This window comes from Variovorax nitratireducens (genome assembly GCF_051216545.1).
In the GTDB taxonomy this organism is placed as follows: Bacteria; Pseudomonadota; Gammaproteobacteria; order Burkholderiales; family Burkholderiaceae_C; genus Variovorax.
Genome location: NZ_JBPJZO010000002.1, coordinates 782,588 through 801,607, shown reverse-complemented (window position 1 = coordinate 801,607; position 19,020 = coordinate 782,588). Strand labels below are relative to the sequence as shown.

At 67.8% G+C, this 19,020-nt stretch carries 11 protein-coding genes and 1 pseudogene; 6 read left to right on the top strand and 6 right to left on the bottom strand.

What is annotated here, in order from left to right:
* Window positions 1–127 precede the first annotated feature (127 nt).
* Window positions 128–1,459, bottom strand: a complete 1,332-nt coding sequence (gene tssK / locus ACSFA8_RS09050; RefSeq protein WP_435479147.1) for a type VI secretion system baseplate subunit TssK — start codon at window positions 1,457–1,459, stop codon at window positions 128–130.
* A gap of 494 nt (window positions 1,460–1,953) precedes the next feature.
* Between tssK and ACSFA8_RS09045 the strand changes: the two genes are divergently transcribed.
* Together ACSFA8_RS09045 and ACSFA8_RS09040 are read left to right on the top strand one after the other, a co-directional pair.
* Complete coding sequence (locus ACSFA8_RS09045) at window positions 1,954–2,481, top strand: hypothetical protein (protein WP_435479146.1); 528 nt, start codon at window positions 1,954–1,956, stop codon at window positions 2,479–2,481.
* On the top strand, window positions 2,396–3,526 hold the full coding sequence (locus tag ACSFA8_RS09040) for a zinc metalloprotease (RefSeq protein WP_435479145.1): 1,131 nt from the start codon (window positions 2,396–2,398) through the stop codon (window positions 3,524–3,526). The genes ACSFA8_RS09045 and ACSFA8_RS09040 overlap by 86 nt, the downstream gene beginning before the upstream one ends.
* Before the next feature lie 69 nt (window positions 3,527–3,595).
* Here ACSFA8_RS09040 and ACSFA8_RS09035 read toward each other — a convergent pair.
* The 3 genes and pseudogenes from ACSFA8_RS09035 to phnD form a co-directional block, all read right to left on the bottom strand.
* Window positions 3,596–3,709 (bottom strand): annotated as a pseudogene (locus ACSFA8_RS09035) (peptidoglycan recognition protein family protein); the annotation flags it as partial.
* A 102-nt stretch (window positions 3,710–3,811) separates the two neighbouring features.
* Entirely contained in the window at window positions 3,812–4,822 is a 1,011-nt protein-coding gene (locus ACSFA8_RS09030; protein ID WP_435479221.1) for a phosphate/phosphite/phosphonate ABC transporter substrate-binding protein, read from the bottom strand.
* Between the two features lie 16 nt (window positions 4,823–4,838).
* Window positions 4,839–5,861 carry a phosphate/phosphite/phosphonate ABC transporter substrate-binding protein gene (gene phnD, locus ACSFA8_RS09025; RefSeq protein WP_435479144.1) on the bottom strand — a complete coding sequence of 341 codons (1,023 nt, stop codon included), beginning with the start codon at window positions 5,859–5,861 and terminating at the stop codon, window positions 4,839–4,841.
* 190 nt (window positions 5,862–6,051) lie between these two features.
* On the opposite strand from phnD, the gene ACSFA8_RS09020 reads away from it, so the two are divergent.
* From ACSFA8_RS09020 to ACSFA8_RS09005, 4 genes are all read left to right on the top strand, one after another.
* Complete coding sequence (locus tag ACSFA8_RS09020) at window positions 6,052–7,926, top strand: ATP-binding response regulator (RefSeq protein WP_435479143.1); 1,875 nt, start codon at window positions 6,052–6,054, stop codon at window positions 7,924–7,926.
* 138 nt (window positions 7,927–8,064) lie between these two features.
* Window positions 8,065–9,090 (top strand): ABC transporter substrate binding protein, encoded by a 1,026-nt coding sequence (locus tag ACSFA8_RS09015; protein WP_435479142.1) that lies wholly within the window; start codon window positions 8,065–8,067, stop codon window positions 9,088–9,090.
* Window positions 9,087–11,048: an ATP-binding response regulator gene (locus ACSFA8_RS09010; protein WP_435479141.1), complete on the top strand. Its 1,962-nt coding sequence runs from the start codon at window positions 9,087–9,089 to the stop codon at window positions 11,046–11,048. The genes ACSFA8_RS09015 and ACSFA8_RS09010 overlap by 4 nt, the downstream gene beginning before the upstream one ends.
* The gene (locus ACSFA8_RS09005; RefSeq protein ID WP_435479140.1) at window positions 11,048–11,824 is read left to right on the top strand and encodes a hypothetical protein; all 777 of its coding nucleotides are present in this window, start codon (window positions 11,048–11,050) and stop codon (window positions 11,822–11,824) included. The genes ACSFA8_RS09010 and ACSFA8_RS09005 overlap by 1 nt, the downstream gene beginning before the upstream one ends.
* 2 nt (window positions 11,825–11,826) lie before the next feature.
* Here ACSFA8_RS09005 and ACSFA8_RS09000 read toward each other — a convergent pair whose 3' ends face one another.
* Together ACSFA8_RS09000 and ACSFA8_RS08995 are read right to left on the bottom strand one after the other, a co-directional pair.
* Window positions 11,827–17,199, bottom strand: coding sequence for a two-partner secretion domain-containing protein (locus tag ACSFA8_RS09000; RefSeq protein ID WP_435479139.1), 5,373 nt, complete (start codon window positions 17,197–17,199; stop codon window positions 11,827–11,829).
* A 73-nt stretch (window positions 17,200–17,272) separates the two neighbouring features.
* Entirely contained in the window at window positions 17,273–19,018 is a 1,746-nt protein-coding gene (locus ACSFA8_RS08995) for a ShlB/FhaC/HecB family hemolysin secretion/activation protein (protein ID WP_435479138.1), read from the bottom strand.
* Window positions 19,019–19,020 lie beyond the last annotated feature (2 nt).

The following is a 19,020-nucleotide window of genomic DNA, read 5'->3' as shown; positions in this document are numbered from 1 at the left end:
GAACCTCCCCCAGTCTTCGCGCACTTCGTGTCGCTTCGCCAACCCCCTCGCCGGGGGCGACACCAGCGGCCCGGCAAAGCCGGTTCCGCGGTGCCGCTTGAACAAAGGCTGAGCGGCGTTGTGGGGGTCATGCTCGTATTGCCCAGAACGCGAGGTCGAGGCCGGGGAAATCGCCTGCGATGTGCATCGCGACGCCGCCCGACTGCTCGAGCTGGCGCCACAGGTCGCTGTTGCGGGTTTCGAGCTCGAAGTAGTTGGCGCCCGCATGGAACGGGATCTGGCGCGGCGCCACCGGCAGCGGTGTCAGCGTGACACCCGGCAGAGCCAGGTTGACGAGATCGCGGATGCGCTCGACCGGGCCGATCTTGACCTGCGTGGGAAAGCGCGCGCGCAAGGCTTCGCTCGGCATCTGCGACTGCACCGCCAGCACGAAGGTGGCGTTCCGCTGCAGTTCCACGTCGGGAATCACCGCTACGCGCACACCATGCTTGCGGTCGTGCAGCTCGATGCGGATGGCCGACTGCTCCAGCACCATCGACAGGCTGCGCCGCAGGTCGTCCATCAGCGGGCGAAAGGTCGCGGCCAGGTCGTCGTGGATGTAGGGGCCGAACCGGGCGACCCGGCGCGTGTCGCGAAAGGTGGCGAGGTCGCCGGCCAGCGCGAGCGCCTGCTCGAAGAAGTGCTGCGGGTGCAGCATCGTGCTCCTCGCGAGGTGCGCGAACACCGGCTCGTTGCGGTTGACTGTTTGCAGCAGCAGAAAGTCGGCGATCTCGGCGACGCCGCCGGTGCCGCCCTGGCTCATGCGCCCGGCCAGCGCTTCGCCGCGCTGGCGCAGCAGGCCGAGCAGCTCGTCGAGCCACGAGCGGATCACCGCGTGGCCGGCCACATCGAGCAGCGGCGGCAGCAGCGCGCGGTCGAGCTGAACCTGGTTGTCGACCCGGCGTTCGACCACGCGCGCGACGTTGATGGTGGTCCACGCATCGGTGGTCTCGCCGGCGCGCAACAGCCGCGTGTGCAGCGCGCCGAGCTGCACCGTGGCACCGCGCTCGCCGGCCGTATTGGAGTCGGGCACCTCGACCTCGAGCACACGGTGGCGCACCAGGTCTTCGTAGCCTTCAACGTCGGCCTCGCGTGCGCCGGCGCGGCGCAGCGGCAGTGCCAGCACCACCGCTTCTTCGCGCATGGTGGAAGGAATGTCGATCGGCTCGGGCAACGGGTCGATGGCCGGCATGTCGAACACCGTGCCGTCGCCGAACACGCCGACAGCGCGCACCAGCGCGAGCTTGCCGAGCGTGAGCGCAGCCGCGTCGATCTCGAGTTCGGCAAAGCCCCATGCATAGGGTGTGGTGGTGCGCAGAAGCAGATGCCGGGAATGATCCGCGTGGCGCTCGCTTTGCTGCAGATGCTGAGGCTGGAGCAGCATCCCCTCGCTCCAAACCACTTTTGTTCGCCAACTCATCCGCGCTCCGTCAACGGCAGGGGCTGCCAGAAACATCTAGTTTCCGGCGCTTGCGGGCAGCGGCAAATCCACCTAACGGCCTAGCCGCAGGCGTTGGGTCTAATGCGAAGGGTCTAGTGATCGCATTAGGTCGTTGTCGATATTGAGGAAGAAGCCGGCCGAGCCGCAGTTCAGCCCGGCATTGAGCGAGTCGATCGACGACCAACTCGCGCCCGCCCAAAACCGGGAGGAAGTAATGGGGTGCGGCCCCAAGCAGGCGCGAGGTGGCACACAGTCTCTTGAGCCGTTACTCCGCCGAGCCAGGTGGAATCTTCCCCTCTGCCTCTAATCTTTTGAGGTGTCGCTCGCCCGCCCGATTGAAGTCTTTCAACAGGCCCATCTTGCGAGTTTTGCAGGGCGCGCCATCGTAAAAGCTCTCCGGATCAGCAGTCGACTCAAGGTTTGCACTCGACTCGGACACATGGATTCGCCCTTTCGGCTCAATGTCGATAACGATGATCTTGCTCGCCTTGAATGTGATGGATGCGCCCCGAGCAACCCGATTTTCGGTTTTCTCAGTGAAATTATTTGCACGCACCAACGCCAAGGACGCACAACCGAGTGCCGATCTGGAGCGTGAGTTCAAGGCGCTATCTTCCCGGCTGCCGCTTGGCCCGAACTTTGAACGTCACATGCCGGAGGCAGTGGAACCCCGTTGCACCGGTCCGCAAGGGCGACAAGGGCGACAAGGGCGACAAGGTGCGCATGCTGACACTACAATGACTTGGGGCTCATTTTCGCCTCACATTAACTTCAGGGAGTGTATTTATGCCATCAATAATAAGCAGCAAAATACGAGCAAATTTTCTCGCATTTTTATTTACCACGTTGAGCTGTATAGCAGCCATCGCAAGCGAACCATCCGATCAACTTTTTTACAACCCCACAGAATCAGCATTGGATCCGAAGGCCAATATTCAATCTGGTGTGATCTGGAAGCAGGAGAGCATAAAGGTTTGCTGGATAAACCCCACAACCAATGACGCCACCGAGCGCAGCTGGATTAAAGGTGCGGTAGAGAGAACCTGGCAAGCCAATAGTCGGATAAAATTTACCGGCTGGCAAGCCTGCGATACCTCCACAAACTACCCGAACAAGTCTATTCGAATTTACTTCGACGAATCCAACCCTAGAAGTTACGTTGGAGACGTTACGCATTCCATCAATGGCCCGACAATGTGGCTAAACAATCGATTTACCACATGGAGCGTAACCTGCAGGTCCTCAGAATCGAGCAGGAAGTCCTGCATTGAATCGATCGCTGTTCATGAGTTCGGTCATGCCATCTCATTTCGGCATGAACAAGAACGGACCGATACGCCATCGAGCTGTCGATCCACCGGCACGTCCGGGAATTGGTACATCGGCCCATGGGACATCAATTCAGTGATGAACTATTGCAACCCCATCTACAACAACAACGGGAATCTGAGTGCGCTGGACACCAACGCAGTGCGGGTTGTCTATGGAGCACCAGATCTGAGGGATGAAAATTTCACTTTTGATGCCGATTTTTACCTCTCAGTCAACCCAGATTTGCGCCAAGCCTTTGGCCACAACCATCAGGCCGCATTAGATCACTGGAATACCAACGGAAAGAATGAGGGCCGCCGCTCATCTCCTATTTTTGATGTTCGGTACTATGTAGCCAACTATCCGGATCTAAAAACCGCATTTGGAGCAAACTACATTGCAGCCACAAATCATTGGATTAACATTGGAATCAATGAGGGCCGAATCGGATCAAGAGAATTCAACTCTCAATACTATCTTAGCAACAACCCAGACCTGAAGGCGGCATTTGGCAATAACTACCGATCTGCAATGCAACACTGGATGGGCATTGGAATCTATAGTGAGCAGCGTCAAGGCTCATCATTTTTTTCGATAAAAAATTATTTTGATCGTTATTCGGATTTGCGAACCGCGTTTCCTTTCAAGCAGGACAACGGCTACACTTACAACGCCCGTCTTGGCTTCTCTCATTGGGTAGGAGATGGCTTCAATGGAGGCAGAATAGGGAATTGATATTCAATCAAAGGAGGCGTTAGCCTCCTTTTTTTAACCTTAAAAATTACCCCGATCGAAAATAAACCACCTCGCCTTCAGCGGTCCCACATGATTCGTGCACTGATGGACCGCGGCCGTTTGGAAAATGGTGCCGTCCGTGTCAATAAGGAAGTGAGCTCCATTCGCCTGCGGGCGCTTGTAGCACAAAGCCTGAGCGTTGCTCATTCCACACGATAGACGGGCGGAACACCTCTGCCCCGTCGCGCCGTGCCTTGCAGCGATCCTCGGCCCCTGGCAGACGTCTCAGCGCGGGCGCTCGCGCAGCGCGGCCACCTGCTCCGCGTAGGCGGCTTCGATGCGCTGCAGCCGGGCTTGCCGCGCTTCGTCGTTGACCCACTGGCCGGCGATGGCGCGCTGCTTCTCGAGCTGGTAGCCGAGGGTCGCGGCCGACTCCAGCGCGCTGTTGTCGGCCGCTACGAAGCCCAGTTGCGCGTGCAGGGTCTTCAGCACGGCGCGCTGGGCGGCCTGGTGCGGACCCGGCGTGTGCCCATAGCCGACTAGCACTGAGCGCACCTTGGCCTGCAGCTCGGGCGAATGGTCGCGCCGTACCAGGATCTGGCCTTGCGGCGTCGGCTCGGACGTCCAGACCACATGGAGCCGCGCCGCCTCGACCGGGAACTGGAGCTTGAAACGTTCGAAGTCGGTGGTGTTGTTGGTGGCAACGTCCGCGTCGCCATTGGCAACGGCCAGTGCCGTGGCCTGGTGCGTGCCCACGAACTCGCTGCGGAAGCGCGTCTCCATGGCAATCCGGCTCGGCAGGAACAGCTGGACCTGCGGCAGGATGAAGCCCGTCACCGAACGGGTTTCGCCGCGCGCGAGGCGCCAGCGCTCGGGTTGCGCGAGCACGCCTTCGAGCGTCGTCACCGGCCCCTCCCTGCGCGTCAGCAACACCGCCCGATGGGCAGAAGCGCCGGATTGCCGCGCCACCTGCGCCACGACGTTCATGCGCCGCTGCGTCACGGCATCGAGCGCCATCTGGGCCGACAGGAAGGCGATGTCGACCTCGTTGCGCCGGATGGCCTGATCGAGCAGTTCGTACGACGTCGCGGACAACGGCACGACCGGCCGGCCCAGCGCAGTGCCCAGGTTCGCGAGCAGCGGCGTCCACGGCTCGCGCGATTCGAGCGCGCCGCCCAGCGGCAGGATGCCGAAACGCAGGGGCCGCGGCGCATTTCCGCTGGCGGGCTGGGCCAGCGCGGCACCCTGCCAGGCCAGCAACAGCAGGAGAACCGCATTCCGGAACAGGCTGGCCATGCTGTTGCTGTCGCGCTCAGGATCCGCCGGCACTGCCCAGCGCCGCCGTCTGCTCCGCATACGTGCTCTCGATGCGCTGGAGCCGCGCCTGTTTCGCTGCCTCGTTGACCCACTGCGCGCTCAGCGCGTTCTGCCTGGCGAGCTGGTAGGCCAGCCTGGCGGCCGGCAGCAATGAACTGTTGTCGGCGGCGAGAAAACCGGCAAGGTCGTGCAGGGACTTGAGCGTGGCCCGCTCGGCGTCGCCGCGCGGGCCCTTGCCCTTCGCGTAGCCGGTGAGGAACGACTGCACCTTGAGCTGGAACTCGCGCGGATACTCACGCCGCACCACAATCTGCGCATGCGGTATGAGATCCGACTGCCACACCACCTGCAGGCGCTGCGCCTCCGCCGGAAACTGCTGCATGAAGCGCTCGAAGTCAGCCGTGTTGTTGGTTGCCAAGTCGGCATCGCCGTTCGCCACCGCGAGCGCAGTCGCCTGGTGCGTGCCGACGACTTCGCTGCGAAAACGCGTTTCCATGGCAATGTGGTGCGGCAGGAAAAGCTGCAGTTGCGGCACGATGTAGCCCGACACCGATCGGCTCTCGCCACGCGCCAGGCGCCAGCGTTCGGGCTCGTCGAGCACTTCCTTCAACGTGCCGGGCGGGCTGGCCTTGCGCGTCAGCAGCAGCGCACGGTAGCCCGGCAGACCGTCGTGGCGCGTGACCTGGGCCACCACCTGCATGCGCCGCTGCGCCACGGCATCGAGCGCCATCTTGCCGGAGAGGAAGGCCATGTCGACCTCGTTGCGCTCGATCGCCCGCTCGAGCGCCTCGTAGGAGCTGACCGAAAGCACGCTCACCGGTCGGCCCAGCGCACGGCTCATGTCGGCCAGCAGCGGATCCCAGTCGTTGCGCGACTCGAAGGCACCGCCCAGCGGCAGGATGCCGAAGCGCACCGGCACCAGTCCATTACCGGGCTGCGCCAGCGCAGAACCCGGGTTGCCCAGCCCGAGCAGAACCACCGACAGGATCCCCGCGAAGGCGCGCAGCCGATAGGCCATCCGGGAGGCGACAGCAGAGGCGGCGGGGTGAACAATAGAAGAAGCCTGCATCATTCCAATCGGGGCGGCGCACAATTAGATACCAACTTGACCCGCATTTTGTGACGCATTTCACTTCCCTTCCTCACCTCGGAAGGCTATGACGCCCGACGTTGCGACTGCTACCGTTGCGCCATCGAGGGTGGCTCGCGTGCTGTATCCGCTGACGCGGCTGTCGCTGGCCCAGCAATTGGTACTGCTTGCAATGCTGCCGGCCATCGTGGCCACGCTCGGCGCCATCGCGGTGCTGACGCGGCAGCACCTGGCCAGCGTGAACGACCTGATGCGCGCCAACGGACAGACGGTCGCCCTGCAGGTGGCGGCGCTGGCACAGGCGCCGCTCGCGCACATGGACCGCCGCGCCTTGCTGCGCACCGCGCAGTCGGGCAGCGGCCAGCCGCACGTGCAGCGCGTGCAGATCTGGTCCGACGACGGCGAAATCGTGGCGGACGCCCGCAGCGCCGAAGCCGGCCACGCCGAGGGTCTGCAGGTGGTGGCGCCGGTCGTCAGCGACGACGGCCGGCCGAACGGCAAGGTGATGGTCGAGATCAGCCTCGAGGCGGTGCAGCAGGCCAAGAACACAGTCTGGTTCAACGTGTTCGTGGTGCTGGGCGCCTGCCTGGCCGGGGTTGGCCTTGCCGGCTGGTGGGCCGCGCGGCGCATCAGTGCGCCGATTCGCGAGCTCGGCGAGGCGGTGGACCGGCTCGGCGCCGGCAAGGACGCCAGCGTGAAGGTTGCGGGCACCACCGAAGTGCGGCGCCTACAGCATGGCTTCAACCAGGCGGCGCGCGCGCTGGTGGAAAGCCAGCGCCTGCTCCAAAGCCGCATCGGCCAGGCCACCGCCGAACTCGCCAGCAAGAACGCGCAGCTCGAAGTGGCGAGCCAGGCCAAGACGCGGCTGCTGGCCGCCGCCAGCCACGACCTGCGCCAGCCCCTGCATGCGCTCACGCTGTTTTCGGACGGCCTGGCAAACGGCGAGACCGACCCGGTCAAGCTGCAGCGCATTGGACACATCCGTGAATGCGTGGACTCGCTCGACCGGCTGTTCTCCGAGCTGCTGAACCTGTCGCAGCTCGATGCAGGCGTGCTGCAGCCGCAGTGGATCGATTTTCCGCTGGACCGACTCTTCGACGAGATCAGCCGCAACTTCCGCGCCGTGGCCGAACAGCAGAACCTGCGGCTGGTGGTGCGCAAGACCGACCTGTGGGTGCGCAGCGACTACGTGATGCTCTCGCGCATCCTGAACAACCTGGTGTCGAACTCGCTGCGCCACACGCACGAGGGCGGGCTGTTGATCGGTGCACGCCGGCGCGGCAAGGCGGTGCGCATCGACGTGTGGGACACCGGCGTCGGCATCGCGCACCAGCACCAGGAACGCGTGTTCGAGGAGTTCTACCAGATTGATCCGCAACGCAGCCGCGGCGCCCGCGGCATGGGGCTCGGCCTGGCCACCGTGCAGCGGCTGGCCAGCCTGCTCAACACCCGGGTCGAACTCAGTTCGGTGCCGCGCAAGGGCACCGTGGTGCGCGTGATGGTGCGCGGGGCCGCGGCGGCGGCCGAAACCACGTCGGCGCTGGCATTCGGTGCCGGCGCCGAGGTGGAAGAGGCCAGCCTGGTCGGCGTGCGCGTGCTGGTAATCGACGACGAGCGAACGATTCTCGAGGGCCTGCAGGTGGTTCTGACGAACTGGGGCGCCGAGGTGTTCGCCGCCCAGAGCCGCGAAGAAGCACTGGCGCTCGCAGACCACTGGGATCGGCCACCGGATGTGGTGGTGAGCGACCTGCTGCTGCGCGAGGGCGACAACGGGCTCGACGTGCTGGCGGCGCTGGAGCGGCATCCGCGCGGCATCGGCACCGGCACCGCGCGCCTGCTGGTGACCGGCGAAACCAAACCCGACCGCCTGCGCGAAGTGGCGAGTGCCGGCGTCGCGGTGCTTTACAAGCCGGTGTCGCCGCGCGTGCTGCGCCAGGCGATTGCGGCGCAACTTGCGACGCTCGCCGACCGCCAGCCGGTCGCTGGTCTTTAGGCATAGGTCAGGTGGCCGTGGCGCGATGGGGCCGGTGCGGACGCATCCCCAAGCCTGGGGTCGACATAAGCCCTCTGCCTTATCGCGCAACTGTGGTGCGCTCCGTACATTGGACCAAGTTCCACTGTTGCGCCGTTCATGTCCCACAACCCCTTCAAGCCGTCCGTTCGCGGGCTGTGGCCCACCTTTTGCCTCGCACTGGCCGGGCTCTGCACATCGGCAGGGCTGGCGCAGGCGATGAGCGTGACGGTGCTGCAGGCCGACGACCTGCCGGCCCATGCCGAGTTCGTGCGCCAGTTGCGGGACACGCAGGAGCCCGGCAGCCGCTTCGCCCTGCTGCGGGTGACGGCCGGGTCGGCCAGCGCCATCGCCGCGGCGGGTGAAGCAGGCGCGGGCACCGAGGAAGACCGCGCCAACGCCAGCGTGCGCACGCGCAGCATCCGGCCAAGCAGCGCCGTCGATGCGATCACCGTTGCCGTTGGTGCCGGCGCGGCGCGCGTGGCGATCGACCGTCCGGGCAACGATCCGCTGGTGCTCGCTATGCTGAGCCGGCTCGACTACGAAAGCCTCAAGGCCAACCCCGCGCTGCGCCGCGCCGAACGGCGTGTCGGCGTGCTGCTGCGCGATCCCGCCATGGCCGACCAGCTGGCGCTCGTCGATGCGGTGCTCCCGCGCAAGCGCCGGCTCGGCGTGGTCGCCACCAACGAATCGGAGCCCTTGCTGCGCGAGCTGCAGCGTGCCGCACAGGGCTGGGAGCTGCAGGTGGAATATGCGCCGGACGCACGCTCGCTGGCCGCCGCGCTCAAGACCGTGCTGGCGAAAAGCGATGCGCTGATGGTGCTGCCCGACCTGATCGGCGACGACCAGGCGGCCACGCTGGCCGTGTTGCGCGCGGCGGCCACGGCCGGCGTGCCGGTGTTCGGCGCAAGTGATGGCCTGGTGCGCTCCGGCGGGCTGGCGGCGGCGGTATCGACCCCGGCCTTGCTGGCGAAGCAGGCGCGCACACTGGGGCAGAAAGTTGCGGCCGGCGCCCCCGGCGCCGCCCCGCTGGTCGAGGCCGCCACGCCGGCCACGGTGCGCGTGAACGTCACCGTGGCGCGCGCACTCGGCCTGCGCGTGGCCGACGAGCGGGAACTGACTGAGCGGGTGACCGTCGCGCGATGATCACGCGCAGCATCCGCCTGGCAGAACCGGTGCCGGCGACCAGCCAGGAACCAGTGAAGGGATCGGCGCGCGGGCCGCTGCAGGTTCGCGGCAACCTCCAGCACGACCTCCTGCGGCTCGGCGTGTTGCCCTGTGCAGTGGCCGCGCTGGCGCTGACGGCGTGGTTCACCCACAGCAGGCTCAACGCACTCGAGTCCGCCTTCAACGCCGAAGGCCATTCGGTGGCGGTGCAGGTGGCCGGGCTGTCCGACCTGAGTCTTTACGCAGGCGATCTGCCGGCATTGCAGAACGTTGCCAATGCGGCGCTGCGCAGCGGCCAGGTCACGCGCATCGAGATCAGCAACAGCGCGGGCGTCTATGTCACGGCCGGCCCCAACACGGCGCCGGTCGACCAGTTGCGCGTCTACACCGCGCCGGTCACGCTGCGCGAAGCTTCGCGCGCCAGCGCCTTCTCGCCGGAAGGTGCCAGCACCGCCGGCCAGGCGCCGATCGGGTTGGTGCAGGCGTTTCGCGACACCACGGCCTACCGCGGCGAACGCACCCGCTCGTTGATCGCCGGCATCGGCATCGCGCTGGTCGCACTGCTGGTGGCCTGGGCCGCGGTGCGCCACATGGCGCGCACGGTGACACGGCCGCTGCGCCGCATCTCGCGCACCGTGGCCGCGCTCGAGGCCAGCCAGTTCGACGCGCGCTGCGAAGTGGTGGGGGGCAGCGAACCCCCGGAGCGTGCGCACGAACTCGCGCGGCTTGCGCATGACGTGAACCGGCTGGCCGAACGCCTGCAACGCAACCAGCAGATCAGCGAAGACCGCGTGCGCGAGGCCACCTCGGTTGCGCTCGAACGCATGGCCGAAGCCGAGCAGGCGGCGCTGTCGCGTGCCCGCTTCCTGGCCGCGGCCAGCCACGACCTGAGGCAGCCTCTGCACGCAATGGGCCTGTTCATCGACGGCCTGCTGCCGACCGCCAGCGCGGCGCAGCGCCCAGCCGTGCAGCGCCTGCAGGAAAGCACCGAGTTCATGGGCGTGCTGCTGGACGATCTGCTCGAGATCTCGCGCCTCGACGCACAAGTGCTGATGCCCACCATCACCGACGTGCCGCTGGCTGCGTTGTTCGACCAGCTGGCGCCACTGCACGCGGCGCAGGCCGGCGAAGCGGGCGTGCGGCTCGCCTGGAAAGCGCGCGGCCTGGCGGTGCGCAGCGACCCGGCCCTGCTGCAGCGCGTGGTCGGCAACCTGGTCGCCAACGCGATCCGCCACACGCCGGGCGGCACCGTGCTGGTGGTGGCACGCGGTCGCGGCGAGCGTGTCCGCATCGAGGTGCGCGACGATGGCGTGGGCATTGCGCCGATCCACCAGGCGCGCATCTTCGAAGAGTTCTACCAGGTGGCCAACACCGAGCGCGACCGGCGCCAGGGCTTCGGGCTCGGGCTGGCCATCTGTGCACGCATTGCCAAGCTGCTCGGCACCCGCATCGCGCTGCGTTCGGCGCTGCAGAGCGGCAGCAACTTCTCGCTGACGCTGCCGCGCGCCGACCCTTCGGCGGCGCCGGTGCGTGCCGCCGAACCACCGGCACCGGGGCCGCTGGCCGGCCTGCATTGCCTGGTGGTCGACGACGACCCCGTCATCCTCGACGGCAGCCGGGTGCTGCTCGGACAGTGGGGCTGCCAGGTCGACTGCGTCGCCACCGTGGCCGAGGCGCGGGCGCTGCTGGCCGAGCCGGGCAACCGCTTCGACGTGGTGCTGTGCGACCTGCAACTGGCCGGCGCCGATGACGGCATGACCGTCATCGGCGACGCGCGGCAATTGCAACCGGACGCGCTCGCGGTGCTGGTGTCGGGAGCGACCGGCCCGGAAGTGCTGCAGCGGCTGCGGCAGGACGGCGTGCCGCTGCTGACCAAGCCGGTGGCGCCGGCCAAGCTGCGCGCGCTGCTGGCGACGCGGCGCCCGACAATGCCCTGATGCTCGACCCATCCGCACTGCAAGGCATCCGCCCCTTCATTGCCACGCCCAACTACGGCGGCCTGCTCACGTCGACCTATGTGCGCAGCCTGCTCGGCCTGGCCAACCTGGCCTGGACGCACGGCTTTGGGCTGCAGACCCGCTTCCTCGATGGCGACAGCCTGATCACGCGCGCCCGCAACCGGCTGGTCGCCGAGTTCATGGCCGATGCGCGCTGGACGCACCTGTTCTGGATCGACGCCGACATCGGCTTCGAACCCGAGGCCGCATTGCGCCTGCTGCTGTCGGGGCACGAGGTGGTGGCGGGCATCTACCCGCTCAAGACCGACGGCTGGCCGGCCGAAGGCCTGCGCGCGCCGCTGCCGGCCGGCAGCACCCGGGCCGACTTCGAGGCACGCCACGCGCACTTTCCGTTCAACGCCATGGCGCAGATCCGGCAGACCGACGCCGACGGCTTTGTCGAAGTACTGGATGCGCCGACCGGCTTCATGCTGATCGAGCGCTCGGTGTTCACGCGGCTGGCCGCTGCCATGCCCGAACTGCGCTACACGCCCGACGCAGCGCTCGGCGCGCACGCCGCCGCGTGGCCGCACTACCGGTTCTTCGACGTGATGGCCGAGCCGGACAACGGCCGCTACCTCACCGAAGACTATGCGTTCTGCCGCCGCTGGCAGGCGATCGGCGGCAAGGTGTTCGCGGACACGCACTCCCGGCTGGAGCACCAGGGCCTGCGCACCTACACCGGCGACCTGCGGCGCGCCCTCGAAGGGCGCTAGCCCTAGAAGTCGGCGCAGCCGTTCTTGCGCTCGGTGTCGACGCAGTTCAGCAGGTTCGGCCTCGAACGCACGCGCGACCATTCGCGCGCCAGCACGTCGCCGCCCTGCTGCGAACGGTCGCCGTCGAGCGGCCCGGTGGCCAGGCAGATCGGCGCCTGGCCGATGTTGCGGTCGTACAGGTAGGTGGTCGGCAGGTCGCGCAGCACGTCGACCTTGGGCAGGTCGAGCGCCGCGCTCACGCGCAGCGTGCCCGGCACCACGTTGACCGCGTAGCCGGCCGCCGAACTGAAACTGCCGCTGATGGGGTAGAAGCCCGGCAGGCTGTAGAGGCCGGCCGTTGTCGACAGCACGCCGTTGAAGCTCGCGCCGGTGTCGCCCAGGATCAGGCCGCTGATGCTGTAGGTGAAGAACGGATTGGGAAAGCCGAACGGCCGTGTCGCATTGTTGGCAAACACCGTCGCCACCGGTTGCTGCGCATAGATGAAGTGGTTGTCGCCGGGCGAGACCGTGACCGTGCACAGCCCCAGGTAGGCGCAGTGGTACAGGTTGGGCAGCAGGCCGGAGCCCGCCACGCCGCCGCGGCTTTCGCCTACCCAGGTGTCGGCCCAGATGCGCCAGGGCGCGCCACTCATGGTGTTGGGGCCGAGGTTCTGGAAGCGGGCCGCCGCCACCAGGTCGGCGCCGCTGCTGCTGCTGACGCTGCCGTTGAGCGAGAGATCCTGGCTGAGCGTGCGCACGAACACCGTATCGGCCGACATCGAGGTGGCCGACAGCAGCTGCGGCAGGTTGCCTGCCGCGTCGTAGCCGATCACCGAGGCCGAGCCGAGCGTCAGCGCGTTGGCGTCCACGTATTCGAAGCGTCCCGCTGCACCGCCGGCGACCACGCCGACGTCGTTGCCTGCATTGCCCAGCAGCACACTGCCCCCGCTGGAACGCGCCAGCAGCGTGCCGGCCGCGATGTTGGCACCGGCGGCCTGCGTGATGTTGCCCGCGCTCACCAGGCCGAGCTGGGTGGCCGACACCGGCGCGCCGAGCGTGATGTTGCCGCCCCCGCCGTTCTGCAGCGTGAGCGCCGAACCCAGCGCCAGCGGTCCCACCACGTCGATGTTGCCGGCATGCGCGTTGCTGCCGGCCACGAGGGTGGGCGCGCTCAGGCGCGCCAGTTCGGCGGCCGAGACCGCAAAGCCGAGGTTGGCTGCGCCACCCAGCGTGATCGGGTTGGCCGTGCGGTCGACCGCGCTGGCGGTATAGGCGTCCGGCGTGCCGGCCACGTTCAGGCCGCCGGGCCGCAGGTTGAGCACCGAGGCCGCGCTGACGGTGGGGCCCACGGTGCGCGCACCGATCACCAGCGCGTCGGTGCTGCCGTCGTTCGACGCGCGCAGCACCACGTTGTTGCTGCCAGCGATCTGGCCGCTGGCGATGGTGCCGAAGGTGCCGGTGAGTTCGGGCTGGATCAGCACGCCGGCGCCATTGCCCTGCGACTCGCCGGTGACGGTGATGTTGCCGCCGCCCGTGGTAGCGACGAGCGAGCGGCCTGCAAGCAGCACGCCGTTGCCGGAAACCGGCCCGCCGGCCAGCCGCACCCCGCCGAGGTCGATGTTGCCGCTGGTGGTCTGCAGCGTCGGTGCGCCGGTCGTGGCGAAGGTCGTTCCGCCGACCACCACGCCGTGCCCCGGCCCGGTGGTGCTGTTGGGCGTGTAGCTGCCGATGCCCGTGATCGCGATGTTGCCGCTGGTGGTGAAGATGCCGCCGCCCGAACCCGGGCCGACCGATTCGATCACCACGCCGCTGGCAATGGTGCTGCTGCCGAAGATGCCGACGTTGCCGGTGGAAGTGCTGATGCGCGTGCCGTCGATGTCCACGCCGGCCAGGACCTGCGCTGCGGTGCCGGGCCCGATGGTGCGGCCGGTCAGCTGCACGTTGCCGCCGGCGGCCAGGTTGCTGCCGCCGGTGAAAACGCCCGAGTTCAGCACCAGCTCGGTGTTGCCGGCACGGGTGTCGATCAGCGGGCCGTCGAGGCAGATGCTGCAGCCCGCACTGGCGGGGTTGGCCCATGCGCCGTTCATCACCACGTTGCCGCCGTTGGTGTAGATCAGGCCGCTGAAGCTGACCTGGCCGCCCCCGGTGGCCAGCCCGCCGCCGTTGGCATCGGCATTGAAGACCACGTTGAGCGCGCCTGCAGCCGGCTGTCCGAGCGGGGTGTAGGCGGAGATGGTGGTGCCGCCGTTGGCGCGGATGCTGCGCTGCGCATCGAGCCGGAAGGTGCGCGTGGCCGCGCCGGTGTACAGGATGCTGGCGTCGTCGAACGTGATGTCGCCCTGCAGCGGATCGCCGCCCACGCCGGTGGTGATGGTGACGTCGCCATTGACCAGCGCCGCGTTGATGTCGCCGTCCTGGATCACCGAATCGGCCAGCGGCGCGAACGGATTGCCGGTCAGGCTGCCGCTCGCGGCGCCCGACACGATGTCGACGTTGTAGGGGTCGATCAGCCAGTTGCCGGCCTTGCCGCCAGGCGCGGAGGTGTTGACCCGCACGCCGGTCAGGTCGAACGCGCCGCCCGAGGTTTCGACGAAGCCGCCGTTGCCGCCGGCCGAACCGCCCTTTGCCTCGAAGCTGCCGTAGGCGCGCAGCGTGTTGTCGCCCAGCACGCGGATGCTGCCGCCGTTGCCGGTGGGCGAGAGCGCGTTGGCCGTCATGGCCACGTTGAAGTCGATGCCCAGCACGCCGCTGTTGGCGACGCCGTCGGCGGCGACGGCGCGGATGTCGATGGTGCCTGCCTGCCTGGCGCCGCTGACATCGAGCCGGGCGTACGCAACACCTTCACTGTTGTAGCCCTGCACCCGCACGTTACGGCCGCTGATGTCTATGGTGCCGCCTGGGCCGGTGGTGCTGGCGGTGCTGAGCAGCAGCCCCGGGTTCTCCGGCGTGGAGCTTGAACAGCAGGCATCGAGGTCGACCGTGCCGGTGCCGCCCTGGATCGAGATACGGCCGCTCTCGGCCACGATGCGGGCGCCCGAAACGCTGACCGCGCTGGCCGGCGGGAAATCGAGATCCAGCACCGGCGCTCCGCCTGCATCCTTGCTCACGAAAAAGGCCTGGCTGCCGGCCGAGCCGGTGATGGTGATCGACTTGCCCTTGCCGGCCGTGATGTCGAGGCCGTCGATGTCGACGCCGGTGCCTTCCGAGTGGAAGCTGCCGGTCGGCACCTTCGCCGCAAGCGCGAGGAACTGCGCGTCCGTCGTCACGCCGCTGATGTCGCCGCCGCTGCCGCTGATCGAGACGTTGCCGCCAGTGACGATCGAGGTCGAGCCCATCGCCACGCCGACGCCGGCATCCATCGACGCACCGACGGGATCGCCGGCGCTCCATTTGCTGCCGCTGCCGACGATCGACACATTGCCGCTGGCCGAGGCAATGCGCGAGTCGGTGAAGGTCTCGCCGTCGTAGAAGCTGCCGGTCTCCACGCCGGCCGAGAAGATGCCGAAGCCGCCGCGGCCCTGCAGCGTTATCGCGCCCGAGCCGCTCCGAAGGTTGCTGCCCTGGATCGAAACGCCGGATCTGCCGTCGACGTCGAGCACGTCTTCGCCGCCGATCTGCTGCGTGAACTGCCACGAGGCCCCTTCGCCCCGCAGGCTGATGCTGCCGCCGCCGGTGCAACTTGCCTCGGCCACGCCGCAGGTGGAAAGCGTGCTGCGGTTGACCTCGATGCCCGCGGTCTGGCGCACGACCGGATCGAGATCGACCGGAAACTCCTGCACCTGGCCGCTGACCGCGCGGCCGCTCGCCGCGTCGCTCTGCCCATAGAAGCGGATGTTGCCGCCATTGGTTTCGATGGTGGCGTCCTGCAGCACGATCGCGCCGCGCGTCGGCACTGCGCCCACCGCCACCGCATCCGATGCAAGGGAGCCGGCCGCGTCCGCATTAAAGTCGACTGCCAGCGCGCCGGCCTTGGACTGGATCGCCGAGCCCGCGCGCATCTCGATGTTGCGGTCCGAGTTGACGGCCAGGCGGGCGTTGCCGCCCTCGTTCTTCACGACCTGCGCGTTCTTGTCGAAGGTCACGCCCCATCCGCCGACATCGCCCACCTTGGCGGCGCGGCTGGTAAGCGTAACGTCGGCACCCCGGCTGAGCGACTGGCCGATCACCTGGGCCGCGATCGTGCTGGTGCCGTCGACCTCCGGATTGCTGCCGGCGACCTGCACCAGCAGGTCGGCATTCGAGACGAGCTGCACCTGTCCATTGGCGGCACCGGCGGCGCCGCCGGCGCGCAGGCTTGCATCCTGAATGCGCAGCACGTCGCCCTCGACCTTGATGGTGCCGCCGCCGGTGCCGGCGCCGCTGCCCGACACGTCGAGCGTGCCGCCGACCGCGACCACGTTGTAGGCCGTGCCGCTGCCGAGCCCTGCCAGCACGATCTCGCCGTTGCGGTTTTGCAGCGAGCGTGCTTGCAGCGTGCCCTGCTGGTTGACCACGGTGGCGCCCGGATTGGCAGAGCCCGCCATCAGGGCGATCAGCCCACCGTCGGCCATGATGCGGCCGCTGACTGCGCCTTCGGGCGCCAGAGGATCGACGACGTTGTCGACCCGCGCGTTGTCCGCCGAGTTGGTGGCGGGAATGCGGAAGGTGGTCAGGCCGTCGCCCACCGGATCGATCACCACGACCTGGTTGCCGGCCAGCAGGCCGGCGCTGCCGCGCGCAACGTTGATCTCGCCGCGGTTGACCACCGTTGCGCCCATCAGCGCGATCACGCCGTTGCGCCCTTCGACGCCGGTGGCGGTAAGGCGGGCGCCGGCTTCCACCGTCACTTCGCCGACGGCGCCGGCCGGCCCGGCGAAGCTGAGTTCACGCGCGCCGGTGAGCGGGTTGAGCACGCCCCCGGCCATGAACGTGGCATTGCGCGCGTTCTGGTCGGGGCCCGCGATGTCGAGCGTAGACGCGATCAGCCCGCCCACGTTGACCTGCGCGGTCGGCCCGAACAGAACGCCCGCGGGGTTGATGACGTACACGCGGCCCGGCGCCGTCAGCAACCCGGCGATCTCGGAGCGCGGTCCGCTGTTCACCACCCGGTTGAGCAGCACGCTGGCGGCGCCCAGCTGCTGGTTGATGTTGACCTGGTCCTTGGCGCCGATCGAGAAGCTCTGCCAGTTGATGATGGCGCGCAGCGAACTCTGATTGATGCCCAGTTGCTGGCCGCCGCCCGGCAGATTGGCGGGTGTGCCCACGGTGACGGTGCCGCCGTTCAGCGGCACCGCGTAGTTGTTCCAGCTCGGCAGCACCTGCGCGCCGGCGGGCACCAGGCCGATGCAGGCCAGCGACAGGGCCAGCGGGCGCAACCGGAGCCGGTGCGGCGCGGTGGCGGAGGGACAGTTCTTCATGCGGGCACTCCCTTCGTCCGTTCCGGATCGATGGCTGCTGTGTGGGAGGCGGCGGATGGCGTTGCGCGCATGGCTAGAAACTCTTCTGCGCTTGCACGTAGAGCCGCGGGTTGCGACCGCCGCCGTCGGTCTGCGCCGGCCGGGTTCCATCGCGCCAGGCCAGCGTGGTGTTGATCGAGAAGTTGCCCGGGCGCGACCACGAAAGCCCGACGCCGTAGCCGCGCAGGCTGATGCTGTTCTCGGTGTCGAAGAGGGTCGGACTGCGTGCGTGCTTGCCGCGGGCCGCGTCGTAGAACACGAAAGGCGTGAACTCGTTGTTCACCGACCAGCGCCACTCGACGGTACCGATCAAGCCCTCGTCCACCAGCGCCTCGCTTGACGAATAGGCACGCACCGCGCGCGCACCACCGAGCGACAGCTTCTCGGAAGGATCGAGGTTCTTGCTCGCCCACTGGCCGCCCAGCGACACGTACAGCGAGTGGTTCGGCACGACCGCCTGCAGCCGCGACAGCTGAAAGGTCAGCTTGTTGAAACCGCCCTCGGTGCGACGCCCGCCTACGCTCTGGTCGAGCTGAAGGCTTTGCGTATCGCGGATCGACAGCGAGCCATGGTAGAGCGTGCCCGAGCTGGCCCAGTAGCCGCCGCCCAGCACGTCGTCGCGGCGCTCCCATGTCCAGCCGAGCCCCAGCCCGCGCACGCGCTTCTTCGCGCTGAACTGGAACGCGTCCATGTCGTCGGTGAGATCCTTCAGATCGGCGCTGAGGCGCAGAAACAGGTTCTGCTGGCGCTGCCGGATCACCGGATAGTTGAGCGACACGTCGAACACGTTGGCCCTGCCCTGCGCGCCGAGCTCCTCGAACTCGCCGCCGAGCTCGTAGCTGACGCGCGCAGCGCCGACACCGACGCGCAGGCCGCTGCCGCCGAGCGGCGCCTCGTAGGAAAGCCGGCCGAACTGGAGCGCATTGTTGTTCGACACCATCACGCGCGCATCGAGGTTGTCGCCGATGCCGAACGGGCTGAGCCAGCGCGCGGTGCCGCCGACGCGGTAGCGGCCCGACTCCTTGGTGCCATGGTTGTCGGCCTCCGCCGTGAACGCGTAGCGCGGCGCCGCGGCGACCTCGACCGACAGGTCGGTGGTGCCGGTCTGCATGCCTTCCTGGAGACCCGACGACACCCGCACGCCGGGCTGGTCCGACAACAGCAGCATCGCGCGTTCGTAGCGCTGTGCATTGACCGCTTCGCCGGGCTGCAGCGGCGCGAGGAAAGCGCGCACACGCTGCTCGCTGAGCGCGGCATCGGGCGCCACCAGCACGTCGACCTTGCCGAGCCGGCCTTCGATCACGCTGATCTCGACAATGCCGTCGCGCACGGTCTGCACCGGCACCACGGCGGTCGCCAGAAAGTAGCCGCGCTCCCGGTATTTGGCGGTGATGGCCTGGGCCAGCGCCTCCAGATCGCCGAGCGCAACGTCGCGGCCGATATAGGGCTGGGTGATTGCCTTGAGGTCTTCGGCCGGCAGCGCCTGCGCACCGTTCAGGCGCAGGTCGTTGAGGCGGAACCGGGTGGCCTGGGGCGGCGCCGCCGGCAGGTTCTGCGGCGTCACAACCGCGGCCTGGGCCAGCGGCCGGCTGCAGCCGTCGCAGGGGTTCTGGGTCGGCAGCAGGGAGGTCGTCGCTGCGGGTTCGGCGGCCTGCGCGCGCTGCGCTGCGATCAGCAGCAGCACGGTGCCAACCAGCACGCCGGCTGCGATGGCGATCTGACGGGGTTGTGCGCGCAGTACGCCGGCAGCAGCGGTCCGGTGGTTAACTTGAGCTCGCATGT